15 protein-coding genes are annotated in these 16,314 nt (G+C 46.6%); 4 read left to right on the top strand and 11 right to left on the bottom strand.

Translation table 11 applies throughout. The features are described 5' to 3' along the window. Positions 1-9 precede the first annotated feature (9 nt). The 7 genes from ACJB0T_RS13540 to ACJB0T_RS13570 form a co-directional block, all read right to left on the bottom strand. Positions 10-384, bottom strand: a complete 375-nt coding sequence (locus tag ACJB0T_RS13540; protein ID WP_338166239.1) for a hypothetical protein — start codon at positions 382-384, stop codon at positions 10-12. A gap of 294 nt (positions 385-678) precedes the next feature. After that, positions 679-1,977: a TRAP transporter large permease gene (locus ACJB0T_RS13545; RefSeq protein WP_479293121.1), complete on the bottom strand. Its 1,299-nt coding sequence runs from the start codon at positions 1,975-1,977 to the stop codon at positions 679-681. Continuing rightward, on the bottom strand, positions 1,974-2,495 hold the full coding sequence (locus tag ACJB0T_RS13550) for a TRAP transporter small permease (protein WP_479293122.1): 522 nt from the start codon (positions 2,493-2,495) through the stop codon (positions 1,974-1,976). Before ACJB0T_RS13550 ends, ACJB0T_RS13545 begins: the two co-directional genes overlap by 4 nt. A gap of 18 nt (positions 2,496-2,513) precedes the next feature. Continuing rightward, on the bottom strand, positions 2,514-3,548 hold the full coding sequence (locus ACJB0T_RS13555) for a TRAP transporter substrate-binding protein (protein ID WP_479293123.1): 1,035 nt from the start codon (positions 3,546-3,548) through the stop codon (positions 2,514-2,516). Between the two features lie 238 nt (positions 3,549-3,786). Then, positions 3,787-4,392, bottom strand: coding sequence for a DUF6198 family protein (locus ACJB0T_RS13560; RefSeq protein WP_479293125.1), 606 nt, complete (start codon positions 4,390-4,392; stop codon positions 3,787-3,789). A 183-nt stretch (positions 4,393-4,575) separates the two neighbouring features. Beyond that, positions 4,576-5,319, bottom strand: coding sequence for a VP0952 family biofilm-associated protein (locus ACJB0T_RS13565; protein ID WP_479293128.1), 744 nt, complete (start codon positions 5,317-5,319; stop codon positions 4,576-4,578). 153 nt (positions 5,320-5,472) lie between these two features. After that, positions 5,473-7,002, bottom strand: a complete 1,530-nt coding sequence (locus ACJB0T_RS13570; protein ID WP_479293130.1) for a hypothetical protein — start codon at positions 7,000-7,002, stop codon at positions 5,473-5,475. Between the two features lie 362 nt (positions 7,003-7,364). Here ACJB0T_RS13570 and ACJB0T_RS13575 point away from each other — a divergent pair, with 362 nt between their 5' ends. Together ACJB0T_RS13575 and ACJB0T_RS13580 are read left to right on the top strand one after the other, a co-directional pair. Next, positions 7,365-7,946 carry an acyl carrier protein phosphodiesterase gene (locus ACJB0T_RS13575; protein ID WP_479293132.1) on the top strand — a complete coding sequence of 194 codons (582 nt, stop codon included), beginning with the start codon at positions 7,365-7,367 and terminating at the stop codon, positions 7,944-7,946. 81 nt (positions 7,947-8,027) lie between these two features. After that, entirely contained in the window at positions 8,028-9,320 is a 1,293-nt protein-coding gene (locus tag ACJB0T_RS13580; protein WP_479293133.1) for a DEAD/DEAH box helicase, read from the top strand. 99 nt (positions 9,321-9,419) lie between these two features. Here the strand turns inward: ACJB0T_RS13580 and yjeH are convergent, their stop codons facing one another. From yjeH to ACJB0T_RS13600, 4 genes are all read right to left on the bottom strand, one after another. Continuing rightward, positions 9,420-10,658 (bottom strand): L-methionine/branched-chain amino acid transporter, encoded by a 1,239-nt coding sequence (gene yjeH / locus ACJB0T_RS13585; RefSeq protein WP_479293135.1) that lies wholly within the window; start codon positions 10,656-10,658, stop codon positions 9,420-9,422. Positions 10,659-10,777: 119 nt separating this feature from the next. After that, positions 10,778-11,119 (bottom strand): c-type cytochrome, encoded by a 342-nt coding sequence (locus ACJB0T_RS13590; protein ID WP_479293137.1) that lies wholly within the window; start codon positions 11,117-11,119, stop codon positions 10,778-10,780. Between the two features lie 139 nt (positions 11,120-11,258). Further along, positions 11,259-12,263, bottom strand: coding sequence for a low-specificity L-threonine aldolase (gene ltaE / locus ACJB0T_RS13595; protein WP_479293139.1), 1,005 nt, complete (start codon positions 12,261-12,263; stop codon positions 11,259-11,261). A gap of 10 nt (positions 12,264-12,273) precedes the next feature. Continuing rightward, positions 12,274-12,792 (bottom strand): NUDIX hydrolase, encoded by a 519-nt coding sequence (locus ACJB0T_RS13600; RefSeq protein WP_479293140.1) that lies wholly within the window; start codon positions 12,790-12,792, stop codon positions 12,274-12,276. A 193-nt stretch (positions 12,793-12,985) separates the two neighbouring features. Here ACJB0T_RS13600 and viaA point away from each other — a divergent pair, with 193 nt between their 5' ends. Together viaA and ACJB0T_RS13610 are read left to right on the top strand one after the other, a co-directional pair. Then, on the top strand, positions 12,986-14,479 hold the full coding sequence (viaA, locus tag ACJB0T_RS13605; protein ID WP_479293141.1) for an ATPase RavA stimulator ViaA: 1,494 nt from the start codon (positions 12,986-12,988) through the stop codon (positions 14,477-14,479). 172 nt (positions 14,480-14,651) lie between these two features. After that, positions 14,652-16,313, top strand: coding sequence for an ATPase RavA domain-containing protein (locus ACJB0T_RS13610; RefSeq protein ID WP_479293142.1), 1,662 nt, complete (start codon positions 14,652-14,654; stop codon positions 16,311-16,313). The last annotated feature ends 1 nt before the right edge of the window (position 16,314 follow it).

The following is a 16,314-nucleotide window of genomic DNA, read 5'->3' on the forward strand; positions in this document are numbered from 1 at the left end:
GGTCGTTGATTATGACGTTTCTTTCATCGCAGATACGACGGACGGATCATTCAGTAGATTAAACAGCAAGCTTTTGGCTGATGAGCGCTGAGAATCAGAGAGCTTCTTGCTTGGGTTCTCACGCGTTTGAGTCAGGATGTTTTTAACGAATCGGCTGTTGGTACCTGACAGCTCATATACAAAGCGCAAGGTATTCATCAATTCATCTTGGGGTAGGCTGTATACAGCCATCTCACAGCTAAGACCATCCATAGCGAGTAGGTTATTCACGACCTCGCGTCGCTCAGCATTAAACTTTTCTTTGGCAATGTGGCCGTCGATCAGGGCCTGTACACGGTCTGCAATTGCAACGGGTACTTCCATGGTTTTTGTTTCTTGATTCATCGCTGAATCTACTCCTTCGACTGGGATGTATTGGGCAATAGGTCTAGGCATAAAGATAGAGTCGATACCACAATAGACAGACCTTGTTAAAACTACGCAGGTGCATAACCAAGTAATCTGTGTAAGGAGGTTACTTGGATTTAACCTTCATCATGACAGAAAAGTATGACTATTTGTAGTGTAACCCACATTTGGTTGTGCGAAGTGAGAAGTGTTGAGGTCGATAGAGGGTAGAGAAATAGTACGTAGGGTGCGGGTAGCCCCTACGTACTAATAGCTTTCTTCACGATTGGCTTAGTAAAGTAAGCTAGGTAGCCAAAGTGATAGGCTTGGGATGAACAGTAGTAGTGCTAAGCGCACGATATCGACGCACCAAAACGGTGTCACCCCTTTAAAAATAGTACTGGTCTTGATGTCCTTGATGACACCTTTTAGAACGAATATGTTCAGCCCAACGGGAGGGGTGATCAGACTAATTTCCGTGACAACAACGACGATAATACCAAACCATACGAGATCAAACCCTAGGCTCTCTACAAGTGGGTAGAAAACGGGAATGGTGAGTAGCAACATTGATAAGCTTTCAAAAACGGTGCCCATCAAAATATACACACATAAAATCATCAACATAATGATGATAGGTTCTGTTCCCCAAGAACTGACGAACTGAACCAACTCACTCGGGAGTCCAGCTCTGTTAACAAAGTTGGAGTAGATGAGTGCGCCAATCACAACGCCAAATAGCATGGTACTCGTTCGAGCGGTGTCTATAAGTACATCATGGAGTATTCGCCAACTAAGTGCTCGGCGCGAAAGGGCAATCACAAATGCACCAAATGCCCCCACACCTGCCGCTTCTGTAGGGGTAAATACACCACCGTAGATTCCGCCCATGACTAAGGCAAATAGGCCTAGTATGGAGGACACGGAGCGCAAAGCTTGCCAACGCTCACGGCGTGACAGTTTATCCCCACACGGCCCAGCTTTTGGGTTTCTCCATACCACAAAGCGGGTTGCCATGATGTAGAGCAGAATGCCCATTAGGCCCGGAATAAAGCCCGCCGCAAACAGATCACGGACACTTTGCTCGGTGAGCACGGCGTAGATGATCAGAATTACACTAGGGGGGATCAAAATACCCAAAGTGCCGCCTGCCGCAATGGATGCTGCCGCAAGTCCATCTGAATAACCGTATTTGCGCATCGATGGCATCGCTACTTGAGCCATAGTGGCTGACGTGGCCAGACTTGAGCCTGAAATCGCAGAAAAGCCACCACATGCAGCAACCGTTGCCATCGCAAGCCCACCTTTTCGGTGTCCCAAAAATGCGTAGCAAGCGCGGTAAAGCTCTTGTGATAGACCGGCTTTAGTGATGAGGTTTCCCATCAAAATAAACATTGGGATGACAGACAGCCCATAATCTTGCGCGGTGTCGATAAGGCGTTTTGCACTGATTGATAGGGCACTGTTAAAGTTCCAGTCTCCAAGAGCAGCATAGCCAAAAAAGCCTACGACCCCCATGGCAAAAGCGATAGGCATTCGAAGCAAGATCAGGCACAGCAGTGCAGCAAATCCTAGCAGAGTAATGATCATTGTGGGCTTCCTTGCGTCGGATAATGTTTGTCAAAAAGGTGAGTCAAAATGAGAACTACACAAGTAATAGCGGTTAACCAACAGGTGATCGCCAGAAAGTAGATCAGGGAGTAGATGGGAAGCTCCAAATACTCACTCACTTCTTCATAACGATGGGAGCGTGTCGCTAACTGCCAGACTTTGTTGCCAATAGCGAACAAGCTAAGGGCAATGGCGATATTGAACAGGACATCGCGAAGCGAACGTACCCGGTGGTTCATCAAACCCTCCATAAGATCGACACTGATGTGCTCTTTGCGCCAGGTGACTAACGGTAACGAGGTAAAAATGAGGCTTCCTAATAATAACTCGGTAAGCTCAACGCTCCCGACAAGTGGGCTAGAAAATACATAGCGCCCAACCACATCGACGCATGTGACTGACATAAGCGCGAGGAGTTGCAGGCAAGCAAGAAATCCAAGTAAGTGATAAAGATACTGGGCTAAGTGTTCCCAGTATCGAAATAGTGTTTTAAGCATGATAATAATCGCTACGATCTATGGTAATTCGAGTGGCTGATAGAGTTCTGCTTCTTGACGAAATGCATGCAATGCGGTTTTGGCATCAACACCTCGACGGTTAGCTTTTTTAATCCATTCTTCATCCATACCCTCGGTGATTTTTTCGAAGTAAGCGATATCTGAATCAGTGGCTTCGACGACAGTACTGCCAGTGGCACGGATGTCTGCTTCTCCTATATCATCGGCGGTTGCCCATGCGCGACCAGCCAGTGCAGACAGTTTTTCTCCTGACACTTGACGGATCGCTTGTCTGTCTTCCTCGCTTAGGCTGGACATGAAATCGGGACTCAAGAACATGCCAAATGAGCCAAGATACATGCCGTGCGGCATCTTAATGGTATAAGGTGCTACCTCTTTGTAGCGGCCGACACGCATATAGTCCATTTGCATGAAGATGCCGTCTGCCACACCTTGTGCGAGCAACTCGTATGCTTTAGTTGCTGGTGCATTGACGCCTGTGACGCCAAGGCGTTTACCGATCTCAGTGGAAACGCCTCCGCCAATACGAATTTTCAGTCCTTTCACAGATTCCAATGAATCGACTGGCTGACGCAAGTGGATGTGCCCAGGACCATGGACGAAGAGCGCAGCAAGCTCAACACCATCGTTCTCACCCGACTTGGCAAAATACTCCTGATTGATGCGCCAATGTGCGACAGATACGGCTTCCGCACCTGCTTTAACCCCTGGAAGCTCCACCATTTGTGGAAGTTGGAAGCGCCCTGGGATATAGCCATGGAATGTCCACGCCGCATCGACAGCCCCGTCTTCGACCAGGTCGACTAAACTCTTGGGGTGTCCCATGTTGTATTCGATCTTAACGGTGACTCGTCCGTCAGTTGCTTGTTCAATCCACTCACCCCAAGTAGGGATGACATCAGCGTTCATTGTATGGTTTGGGCTTAACCATGTGCCGACACGCAATTGCTTACTGTCGGCCAGTGCTGAAAAAGAGGGTAAGGCGGCAAGAGAGACCAAACTAAGGGCTCGTAAAAGGTTTGTTGTTTTCATTGTAATGTCCTGTTTTGTCACTAAAAAAGAAAGTGAGAAAACAACATTGCACAAGAACTGTGCAACCGCATTACTAAATAGGGTTACGTAGTGGGTAGTTTGTTGCCAAGGTGTGATCGTGGTTTAACATTTATGAAACATGCGCGTATGCAACAAGATAAGAGAGCGAGGTGAGTGGATTCATTGACAGTCGAGAGTGACAGGCATGCTGTGACTCTCGACTGCAAATATGGACGAATTAATTGGCCACTACAGGCTGATAGCGTCCAGGTTTATGGTTCATCGCCAAAATAAGGTTGGTGGCAATTGCGCCTAGTATGGAGAGTCCAATTAGGTAGATATCGACGACAAAGAGTGACAGAACGACGATTGAACAATCTAAGCCCATTTGCACCTTGCCAGCACGGATCCCGAATCGTTCCTGAAGAAACAGCGCCAGAATATTGAATCCGCCTAAGCTCATCTTGTGTCTAAAAATCACCAACATTCCCATGCCAATCAGTCCACCACCCAGTAGCGCCGCGTAAATCGGTTCGATGTGAGAAATCTGAATAACGTGATGCAAATGATCTACCGCAAACGAGACGATGCTTACCGCAATGAACGTATTGATGGTGAACTGCCAACCCATACGAGTGACCGACAAAATATAAAATGGCAGGTTAAGTGCGAAGAAAACCTGACCAAAACTCAGAGCTGTGATTTTGGTGATAAACAGGGCTAAACCAGCAGTGCCGCCAGTTAGGAGGCCAACTTGGTTGAAGAAGATTACGCCAAGAGACACCAAAGCACTACCAAGCGTGAGGGCGAGCAAATTCTCGCGCAGGCTATGATCTTTATCCATAAAGAAAATTCCGATTTCAAAAACGCCAAAAATAGCGTGTTACAACAAGTGATTTGCCGCGATGTTAGCTTTGTATGGATACTTATGTCGATAATGTGGTGGATTTTCGATTTTTATTGAGTGTTTAGTCAGATTTACACATGGGTCGCAATGTGAGTGAATGGGGCGGAGCTGAAGGAGCTATTAACGCCTTCTTGCTTCAAGCTCCATACTTCGAAGAATGTAGTCCGTCATCCAAGCGGTGGCGAGTAGACACATCCATACGACGACAACTTGATGAGGCACTTCGACTCTTGACCAAACAACGAGAGTTGCAAAGCCTACCGCTGGTACTGTCCAATAGATGAGCTTGTTCCAGCGAATGCCTTTGAGCTCGGACAAGCTTTCCAGTGAAGCAATAATGCCAGTAATGGATAGCGCGACGACAATGGTGTACGCCTGATCCGCGAACCACAGCGGTAAGATAAGCGCCAGTACCCACCAATTTTGTTTACGAGACGTGTTTTTGCGCCTTGCAGCCCACCAAATAATACAAATTGAAATCATCTGAACTAGGGTAACGAGTGGCGAACCATCTATTGTGCCAAGCATCTGACTCACCATGATACCAGCTTGTAAAGCACTGACTATCGCTGCGGTAATGATTCTGACATTGCGATTGCTACGCTTTGAAAATGCCACAAAAAGTAAAGGGAATAGAGTCCACTGAGTCACAGAAAGAGAGATGGATTGATGGGGCAGAGTGAGTCCGTAGCATAACATACCTGCAAGCAATACTAGCCCGCTGGCTCCTTTGCGCGGTAGCACCCATAGAGCAGGAATGGCTAACGCCAAAACGGAGATATCACCGTCACTCACGCCAATCGCTTTGGCACAAGTAATGGCCAATAAAGTTGTAATGACAAAATGCAAACTAGAAACCATCATAACCCTCTCAATCAAGAAGCCAATAACGTTAGGCTAAAGCGTTAGTCACAGAACTATTGCTACAAGAGCAAAGCCAAAAAACAAAGTGTTTCGCTTGAGCTCGCAAGCAGAACTAGAACCCAACCAAAGAGGCTGGGTTCTAGTTATCAGCGGTTAAATTGAGAACGCTGAGTAGAGCACACCAAGCGTACCGAGTGTGAAAATAAGCAATACGATCTTGCTAGACATTCCACCTTTGTTCTCTGTCGCTTTACCAAATAGGCCGAACACTAAAGGGTGTACCAAGAATGGTGTGGCGAAGATAAAGGTGATCATGCTTGCCGCACTATCGCCAAACATTCCACCTTGCGTTGCTGCGAATAAGCCGAAGTGAGACAGACCCGAAGCCGCTGCCATTGATGCGTGCTCTATAGGCATACCTGCGAAGTGGAGAATCGTGAAGCTGCCGAATACCGCAACAATTTGCCAGCCGAACGAGAACTGCATCAGTCCTTTCACTTCAACTGCGTGGTCGCCATTGGCTTTGCGAAGGTTCTGGGTCGCAAGATAAACACAAGCCAAGCCAGCAATCACAAGAGGCAGAGTCCAACCAACAAGCAACGCGCCACGCTCTGCACTTGCCGCAAGGATCGTAAATACAAAGATATGACCAAGGAATGGAATATTGATCATGATTGGCGCTCGCGCCGCTGCCGTGTAGCCAAAGTCACCCGCTGTACATGCGCCCGTTAAGCCAGAGTGTGACAAGCCACCTGCCATCCCAGGAGCTAAGTTACGAACATGGTTCGCTTTAGCTAGGAAGATAAGGATAGTCAGACCACCAAACATCCAGAACATTTGTCCCGCAAAGCCATAAACGATCACGCTTTGTAGACCTGGAATGCTGAACGCTTCCAACATGTGCGAGCCACCAACCAAGAAGGTACCGGTTAGTAGCACTGGGATGCCTGCGAACAGTAGTGAATTCAGTGTTGGGCCTGCTTTCCATTTAGGTAACAGCATGCCTAACCCCGAGGAAATGATCATCGCAAAGAAGATTTGCGGTAAACCAATCACACTGGCGACAAGGTGAGAAAGCCTTAGTGACAGCATCATAATGATAACAATGGTAAGAATCTCTACAGCACCTTTGGCCAAATAAGTGCGCATCTTAGCGACTTCTTTTTTGCTATCGATGAAGATGATAGCAGCACCAATACATAGGTACGCCATCGCTAAATAAGAATCACCCATTGGGTTGGCGCCACTTCGACCTGTCAGTAGTGCCGAGATCATTTCAATGCCCATCAGCAAAACGAACGCTCGAATGATGTACACGAACTGGGTGCTTGTCGTGCCAAAAAACACTTCATTCTTTGCGGGAACGGCTAACACATCGACGTGGCCTGTTTGCTTGGACAGCAATCGACGGATCTCTTGCCCACCGACAAAGAATGTCGCGATGAGTGCAATAACGGTAGTTTGGCTTAATAAGACGATAGCGGGGAACTCTTGAAGCCCCGGTTGAGCAAGCCCGGTTTTTACAAACAAGGTACCCATAAGTAGACCAAGTACAACAATGACGAGAACCGCCGAGTACTTAGTATTTGCGACAATGGTTCTTGAAAGTAGAACCATGATGACCACAGTCACCATTGAAAACAATAAATGATTAAACGAAATCAGATACGAAAAGTGTTCCATTAATTACACCAGATAAGTCTTTGAAAATGGCGACATTAGCCAGCCATAAATTTATGGTGGCGATCCTATAAGAATTCATAGGAGCCATGTACTTCAAAAATGTAACGGCTGAAACACTTAATCATACAAATAGAAAGTGAAGGTATTTCTTGAATCGTATTTTATTTGCAGTGTTTATGAAAAGCTTATATAAATCAGAGGATAATATGATTCATCTATTTTTTTCGTATTCTGGGGACTTCTGTTTTTTCGAGGTTTTTGCTCGATATAACGGTTGAATCCACACCCTAATCATGGTCTTGGTTTGACGTCTCACGATTAGCCAATCACAATGAAGCAAAGCTTAATTAACGTGGAGCGCTATGAATTTTCTAGCCCACCTACATATCGCTGAACACTGTGACAGTAATCTATTGGGAAACTTGCTTGGAGATTTTGTTAAAGGCGATCCAACGAAAGTCTACGAGGACAATGTTGCCCAAGGCATTATGCTGCATCGATTTGTTGACTCCTTTACCGACAATCACGCCATTATGAAGCAGTGCAAGCTCCGGTTTGATTCTGACTTAAAGCGGTTTGCACCTATCGCAATGGATATGTTTTGGGATCACTGCCTTGCTAAACAGTGGTCTGTATATCACGCTCAGTCGATCTCTATGTTTGTGGACAATGCTGAACGGACAATTAAACAAACCCCTGCGCCGTTACCTCAGCGTTTTGTTCACATGAGTACCCATATGTGGCAAGGACGTTGGCTAGAATCGTATCAAGATTTCGATAACATCAAATTTGCGCTTGAGAGGATGTCTCTGAGAAGTATGCGAATGGCACCGCTGGCAGAATGCGGCGAACAGTTGGGGGAAAACTATCAAGAATTTTCAGAGTTTTTCAGCCAGTTGTATCCAGAGGTATTAGAAAAAGCAAAACAACAGGCTAATCAATAGAGTCGAAAAGAATAGCATTAACCTCTAGCTTGGTTTCTGGTACACTCGCGACCCTTTTGAATACATCCTGTTGGCGACGTTATGACAGACAAGACTATACACGATACTGCCAGTGAGCAGTCCACCTTTGATGCCTTTGCATTTAGCGACACGCTAAAGCAAAACCTTGCTGATCTTAATTACACCTCGCCGACACCGATTCAGGAAAAAGCTATTCCCTACGTTTTGGACGGTAAAGACATTCTTGCAGGAGCACAAACCGGTACAGGCAAAACCGCCGCATTTGGTTTGCCATTGATTCAGAAACTGCTGGATGCTCCAAAACAGAGAGAAGTGGACAGCAAAGTCATTCGCTCCCTAATTCTGACTCCAACACGAGAGCTTGCTCAGCAAGTGTTTGATAGCCTAGTTCAGTACACACAATCTACTGAGCTCAAAGTCGTTGTAGCTTACGGCGGAACGAGCATCGGTGTGCAAACGAAGAACTTGCGCGGCGGCGCGGATATCTTAGTAGCGACGCCCGGTCGTCTTCTTGACCACCAACATACCCGCAACTTAACACTTGCTGAGTGTGAGTATTTGGTGCTGGATGAAGCAGACCGTATGTTGGATATGGGCTTTATGCCGGATTTGAACCGAATCTTGAAACGTCTGCCAAAAGAGCGTCAAAACATGATGTTCTCAGCAACGTTTGAGCAGCGCATCAAAACTCTCGCACATCGCATCATGGATCAGCCAGTAGAAGTGCAGGTGACGCCTGCAAACTCTACAGCAGATACCGTCAAGCAAATGGTCTACCCGGTAGATAAAAAGCGCAAACATGAACTATTGGCTTACTTAATTGGTTCACGCAATTGGCAGCAAGTTCTGGTTTTCACCAAAACTAAGCAGGGCAGCGATGCATTGGCGAAAGAGCTGAAGCTCGATGGTATTAAAGCCGTATCGATTAATGGTGATAAAAGCCAAGGAGCCCGCCAAAAAGCCCTCGATGATTTTAAATCGGGTGCAGTTCGTGCATTGATTGCTACCGATGTAGCTGCCCGTGGCCTAGACATTCAGCAGCTTGAGCAAGTTGTGAACTACGACTTGCCATACAAAGCAGAAGACTACATTCATCGCATTGGCCGTACTGGCCGCGCAGGACAAGCAGGACTTGCGGTGTCATTAATGAGCCACGATGAGCAGTACCTACTGGAAGCCATAGAGCGCTTGCTGGACACACGTTTGCCTCAAGAATGGCTAGAGGGTTTTGAACCAAGTCCTGAATCTGAAATAGAGCCCGATCGTGCGCCACGTCGACGTGGCCGAGGTGCGGATAAGCGTAAGATGAAAGCCAAGCTTAAGATCCACGCGGGACGCGGTAAGAAGCGCTAAAGCTAACGACAAAGACAAACCTTAGTGTTTGTCTTTGTCGTTTACGTGGCTTGTCATTAAGCCGCATATTTCCCTTCTTCTTTGCTAGTTGGCACTCAGTTAAGGTTTTAATTTACCTACCAATATCCACAGCAATGCTAGTATCGCAATGGCATACAACATGGCTAAACCAATTGAAAATAGCACGACGACACATAAAACCAATGAAAGCACGGCGAGATTTTTACGCCACCCTGTCAGCAGTCGAACGGCACTCCACATGGCGAATAGATAAATAACAACAAAGATGCCGTTGGCTAGGGTTAGGAAGACATCAATATCAATCCCAGACCAATGACCAAATACACATGAAACGGTGAGTGTTGCACCAACGATCAGCGTGGCGACTGTTGGTACACCCTTAACCGAGACACGCGCAGCAGCGCTTTCTGGGCGATACTCACGGGCGAGTGACCAAATCATTCGTGACAAGCTTTGTGTGTAAAGGTTGATGGTCGCAAAGCAGGCTAAAAAGCCCACAATGCTAATCAGCCATTTCGCTTGTTGACCGTAAAGCTGCTCGGCGATAAAAGGTACCGAGGCAGTGTTCAGCGCTTGTGTACCAAAAGCATGATGCTCAAGAACCACAACAGAGAAAGCGTAGTAAACCGCACCAGCTAACAAGCAACCGACCAGTATGGCGATGGGATAGTCACGCTCTGGGCGCCTAAATTCTTCTCCCATATGAGCAAAGGCTTCGATACCGACAAAACACCAAAACATCACAGCGATAGCTTGAGTGATAGGTGCTATTTCGATGGCAGAGGTAGTCGACGGCAGAAAATCTGAGCTATTGATATCGCTACTGGTTACGAAACCGACTACCAAAAGAATGATTCCTATGGCAATAAAGGTTTGAAGACGGCTAGAGGATTTGCTGCCCGAAAAGTTGACTACCATAAGCAGCGCAACTACAAACAGCTGTGAAGCTATAGGGTGAGAGAAGAAACTCGGTAAAAACTGCTGAGCAAAACCGCCTGCAATTGCAATAGCGGCGGGCACACCAACAGGGATCACGCTGATAAACAGCAGCGCTATCGCTTGTTCCAACCTAGAGCCAAATGCCTGGCGGACGAAGAATGAAGCACCACCTGCGTTAGGGTAGCGCTTGCCTAGCGAGGCAAAGGTAATAGCTATGGGGAAGATAGCTATAAGCAGTGCACACCACGCCCAAAGAATTTGCTCTCCCGCTATGCTAGCAGCGATAGCGGGTACCATAAACAGGCCGGTACCCAATAGAGTCGTGGACATTTGTCCTATGCCGCCAAGCAGCGTAATTTCTTGTTTTAATTGCGACATATCTAAACAATTACTGTTATTTATTGATGACTGAATGACGCTCTAGCTTATAACTCATCAATAGAATTAACAACTTAATCGTTGTTCAATTTGGGCGCACATCGCTCTATCCAGAGTGCTTATTTTGACGAGTAAAACGCCGCTACGTCACGTAAGTCTTGTTCTGATAAATTCTGCAACTGCGCTTTCATTAAAGCAGCCATCGCGCCAGAGCGTTCATCGTTTAAGTAGGCATTCATCGCATTAAACAAATACAAAGGATCTTGGCCATTCAGGTTGGGGTAGCTGGCTTGGCTTGGGGCGCCATTAGGGTTATGGCAAAACACGCAGCTAGGCGCTTTCATCTCTCCGAGTTTGGCATCACCAAACGTCGTGGTACTAGCTTGAGAGGCGTGTACTTGAGCGGTAATAAATGACAGGGATAATGCTAGGCCAGTGATGGCCGTGGAAAGTATGTTCATAAGGACTCATAAATGACTTAACCTAGGCAACAAGATAAACCTTGCCCCTAGGTTAAGCTCAAGCATTTCAGAAAGAAATGCGATGTTGATCAGTAAGTGTGCTTAGTGGTAACCAGTGTTGCCACTGGCCAAAACTGAGTTAGACCAACGCTGACAGCTTCTCTAGCAATACATCAATATCCTGGCTAGAAATGTCTTTGTGCGTGACAAAGCGAACTGGATTACTTGGTGAAATCGTGATGTCTTGCTGCGCTAGTTCTTTAGCGATCGCATCAATGTCTACGGATTCGGCCAACTTAGCAAATACAATGTTGGTTTGAACAAACTCACTATTCACACTAAACCCAGGGATGGCATTCAAGCCTTCAGCCAGCTTTTTGGCATTGCTATGGTCTGTGGCGAGCTGAGCTACTTGTTCGGTTAATGCCAGCTTGCCTGCCGCCGCCAAAATACCCGCTTGACGCATGCCACCGCCGACCATTTTACGCAGTCGTCGTGCGCGTTCGATAAAGGCTTTAGAGCCAAGAAGCAAAGAGCCAATAGGGGCGCCAAGTCCTTTGGACAAACAGATAGTCATAGAATCAAAGTGCTTGGCGATTTCAATCACATCAACGTCCAGTGCAACCGCTGCGTTGTAGACACGAGCGCCATCAAGGTGCAGGTTTAGGCCGTGCTCATCAACGAATTTTCTCGCGTCAGCAAGATAGGAGAGGGGCAATACCTTACCATTGATGGTGTTCTCAAGGCTGAGCAGCTTAGTGCGCGCGAAATGGCTGTCGTCAGGTTTGATTGCGGCTTTAAGCTTGCCAAAATCCAGTGTGCCATCGGGGTTGTTTTCAATCGGCTGAGGTTGAATTGAGCCAAGCACTGCGGCGCCGCCCGCCTCGTATTTATAATTATGTGCCTGCTGACCACAAAGGTATTCGTCACCGCGCTGGCAGTGTGCCATCAATCCAAGAAGATTTGCTTGCGTGCCAGAAGTAGTAAACATGGCCGCTTCAAACCCGTGACGCTCTGCTGCCCACGCTTCGAGTTCATTTACGGTTGGGTCATCGCCGTACACATCATCGCCGACGGGCGCATTGGCCATAGCGTCGCGCATTGCTTGGGTAGGTTTGGTGACTGTGTCTGAGCGAAAGTCCATTGAATATCTCCTAAATGTATCCACATAACGAGGCTTTGCTTAAGCACGCTATGGTCTTTGCGTCGGTAATGGTACCGTCGATGATGTGTTGTTGTAGTTGTTTTAGTGACATTGTCACAAGCTCGATGACTTCATCGTCATCACACTGATACTGATCGCTAGGAGCAAGATCCTTGGCGATAAACAAATGCTGAATTTCGTCACAAAAGCCGGCTAATGGCGTCACTTGTCCAAGAGAAATCATTGTCTTAGCAGCATAGCCAGTTTCTTCAATCAATTCTCTGTGAGCGCATTGTGTTGGGTCCTCATCTAACTCCGTGGTGCCCGCAGGCAGTTCCAGTAGCCATTTTTTCAAAGACGGACGGTATTGATTGAGCAGCAAAAGCTCTCCATTCTCAGTCACAGGGAGTATGACTGCAGCGCCCGGGTGTTTGATCGTGGTGTGAGTAATGGTTTGCTGGTTGGGTAGGGTGACTTGCTCCTCAATGAGTGAAATCGACTTCCATTGGTGAAGGGTTTTGTGAGTCATAAAGCTTCCGTGACTTCGATGTTGAACGCTCAATATGAGCATACAAATAATCAAATGTCGATGGGCAAACTTACCGGCGTATCTGGATTTGGATGCGTATCGAAAATGGAAACACTGATTGATCCTCTATTTTGTATCAATAAGTTTCTGTATATCAGAGTGTTCGAGCGGTTTTAGTCGAGGTAAGACAGGCGTGTTAGGGGCAGACGGGTTAAATTTAGCATTGATGGTAGCAGAGTCGGGCATGATCGATTCCGCTGTCCGTGAAATCATGCAGCATACAGAGCTAATGGGGCTTGGTAATGAAGACAGCGTCAAGCAGAGTCTTACTTCGTCTATGGCGAAGTGGACACACAGTGTTAAGCGCAAGCTCGTTAAAACCCAGCAAACTGACTCTATCCAAGCTGAGCTGAACCTCTATCAATACGCTGTATACCTCACTGAGTCCGAATTCGAGCAGAACTTTGAAGATATTATCACTAAGCTTCCGCAAGATTCGCCTTTCCGTGATAAAGCTAATCAGCTTTTGGCCTCCAAGCATACTTACCCCAGTTCTTTGTTCGCCCGTCAGTTCTGCATGCAATGGTATGGAAGTTTAAAAGGTGCGGTGGAAGACAAGCAGCAAGTGACGCTAGAACAGCAGAAATCTCGTTTCTTAAAGCAGCTTTACCAACGTATCGATACCCTCAAAGATATGGAAAACCTGACCCAGTCTGGCGAAAATACGCAGCTCGGCCGATTGTGGGACTTGGCAGGTGCAGAGCTCACCAAGCAAGATTGGAAGTCGATTGAACTGACGGCAGATTACCTTACTAAACACAGTGAACTCACGGCGATTGCGGATAAGTTGGGTCGAATGGCGGAAGAGGTGGATGCGCCAGAGCTAAATCGAGTTGAGAGCCATGATGATGTTGTCGTCGAAGAAAAGTCAGACTTCGCCACGGACGACATCGTGGGTATTCACGCTAGCAACGACATCAATAAACTTCTGCCGAACGAAACCATGTATCTTGCCTATCCTGAGCTTGAAACGGTGTTTTATCAGCATTTAGTGGAAAAGCGCCTATTGACCTACAAGGCCGAAGGGAAGCAACGCACTATCCGTCAGCTACACGCGCCCACGCAGTCTCATGGAGAAGCGACCAAAGAGAAAGGGCCGATGTTGATTGCGGTTGATGTGTCTGGCTCAATGCAAGGTGCACCAGAGAAATCAGCGAAGGCAATGGCCTACGCATTGATGAAAATGGCGGCAGAGCAGCAGCGTGAATGCCATGTCATTTTGTTCTCATCTACCTTTATTACTTATGACTTGTCTGGTTCTAAGGGACTCAAAGAAGCGTGTGATTTTCTTTCCTATACCTTTAAGGGTGGTACTGATTTAAGCAAGGTACTCAATTATGCTGTCGATATCATGCAGGGTGAGCAGTATAAGAATGCAGACTTGCTTGTGATTTCCGATTTCATTGCGCCGAAACAAGAGCAGGAGACGATGGAAAACATGCTCTCTTTGAAAGGATGTTTCAACCGTTTCCACTCTTTGTGTCTGTCAAAATATGGTAATCCTGAGGTGTTGTCATTGTTTGATAGCCAATGGCGCTACCACCCAAGTCTTATGGGTAAAATTGTTAAAAAGCCGACCATGGGTTTTCATCGAGCTAAGCAAGCTTTCTCTCATACTTTTGGCTAATATCGGCGGCATGGATTGCCGTTGAATTCGTCATAATCTGAATAAAATCAATGTAATAAAAATGCGTTATGAGATTAGGGTTAAAAATCTGCCTTCAAAAGATCTTGTAACAAAATGATAACAAATGTATAAATTTACTATGCATCTAAATTTTGTGCTCTGAGGTATTGGCATGATTAAGCCCACAGTAGTTTCACACGCTGATAAAGCGTTGCTTTCAGAACGAATTAATAAACTCGCCTCAGCACTTTCTGATGGTGTATACGAGCGTGAAGAGACCATCAAACTCTGCCTGCTAGCTGCCTTGGCTGGGGAGAGTGTGTTTCTTTTAGGGCCTCCGGGTATCGCAAAAAGTTTGATTGCCAAACGACTCATCCAAGCCTTTGATAGTAGTAGCTACTTTGAATACTTAATGACGCGCTTCTCGACACCAGAAGAAGTGTTCGGCCCTCTTAGTATTCAAGAGCTAAAAGATAACGGTCGTTATTTACGACTTACTGAGGGTTACCTACCAACAGCGCAGGTCGTGTTTTTAGATGAGATCTGGAAAGCAGGCCCTGCAATTTTGAATACGCTACTTACTGTAGTGAATGAAAAGACATTTAAAAACGGTAGCGATATTGAAAAAGTACCAATGCGTCTGTTGGTGTCTGCTTCCAACGAATTGCCAGATGAAGATAGCGGGCTAGAGGCTCTCTATGATCGTATGCTAGTGCGTATTTTTGTTAATCGCATTCAGAATAAGCAAAACTTCAAATCCATGCTGACGGTTGGCACATCGGAAGAAGCCAAAATTCCGGAAGGCCTCGCCATCACTGACGATGAGTACCATCAGTGGCAGCGAGAGCTTAATGACGTCAAGCTTAGTGATGATGTTTTTGAAAAGCTCTACCAACTTAAAACCATGCTTGAAGCAGCGGCTGAAGAGCATCGCTCAACCTTGTCTGAGGCGGATCTCTACGTATCCGACCGACGTTGGAAAAAAGCCGTCAAATTGCTCAAGGCGAGCGCGTTCTTTAATGGCCGCGACAGTGTTAACCCGCTAGATCTACTCTTGCTTCAAGACTGTCTCTGGAACAGCCCTGAATCACTAGAAATAGTGCGCACCGTTATTAAAGAATTCGCTCTGAATCATGCCTTTGACCAACAAGAAGTCTTCCAGCAAATTGAAGAAGGCAAAGAGCAACTGGCCGATATTCAAGATGAAATTGAAGCCGAGTTTGCCATGCCACTTTCCATGGAAGCGGGGACAGGACTGCTTCGCAAAGATGTCTACCAATACGACATCAGCAACGCAAAATCATACAAGGTTGGCGCAGCCACGGATTTGGTGAAGCTGGTGTTGCTTCAAAGCAATATGTCGGTCTCAGAGAGTGAAAAAGGCGACAGTCGCTGGGTTTATATCGCCAAAGATGAACTTAGTCGTGCGATCAAAGAGGGTGGCAGTGAGGTCTATGGCTACGTGAACCAAAATACTCACCTTTGCCGCCTAAGACTTGACATCAACGCCTCTAGTCATCTGGTTATCAAGGACATCGCTAACCGTTCTGTTTTAGCCACCTTGGTCACAACCAATGGTCTTGATGAAACCATGCTTCAAGAGTGGGTGACAAAGTCTGAGCAGGTACTGGTTCAAATTAAACACGCTGAGCATCATCTACGCTCGGTGCGTTCGAAGTTTCATGGTGCGCTGCCTCATGGCTTTATTCAGCCTGATATTCCAACGGAAATGGAAGTCAGCATTCAAAACGTGACACAAACACTCGAGTCGACCAGTGCGGAAGCTGAAAAAGCAGTCGCTCGAATTAAGGGACTAGAAACCTATTTTGCTTAAT

It is taken from the genome of Vibrio sp. CB1-5 (assembly GCF_059412285.1).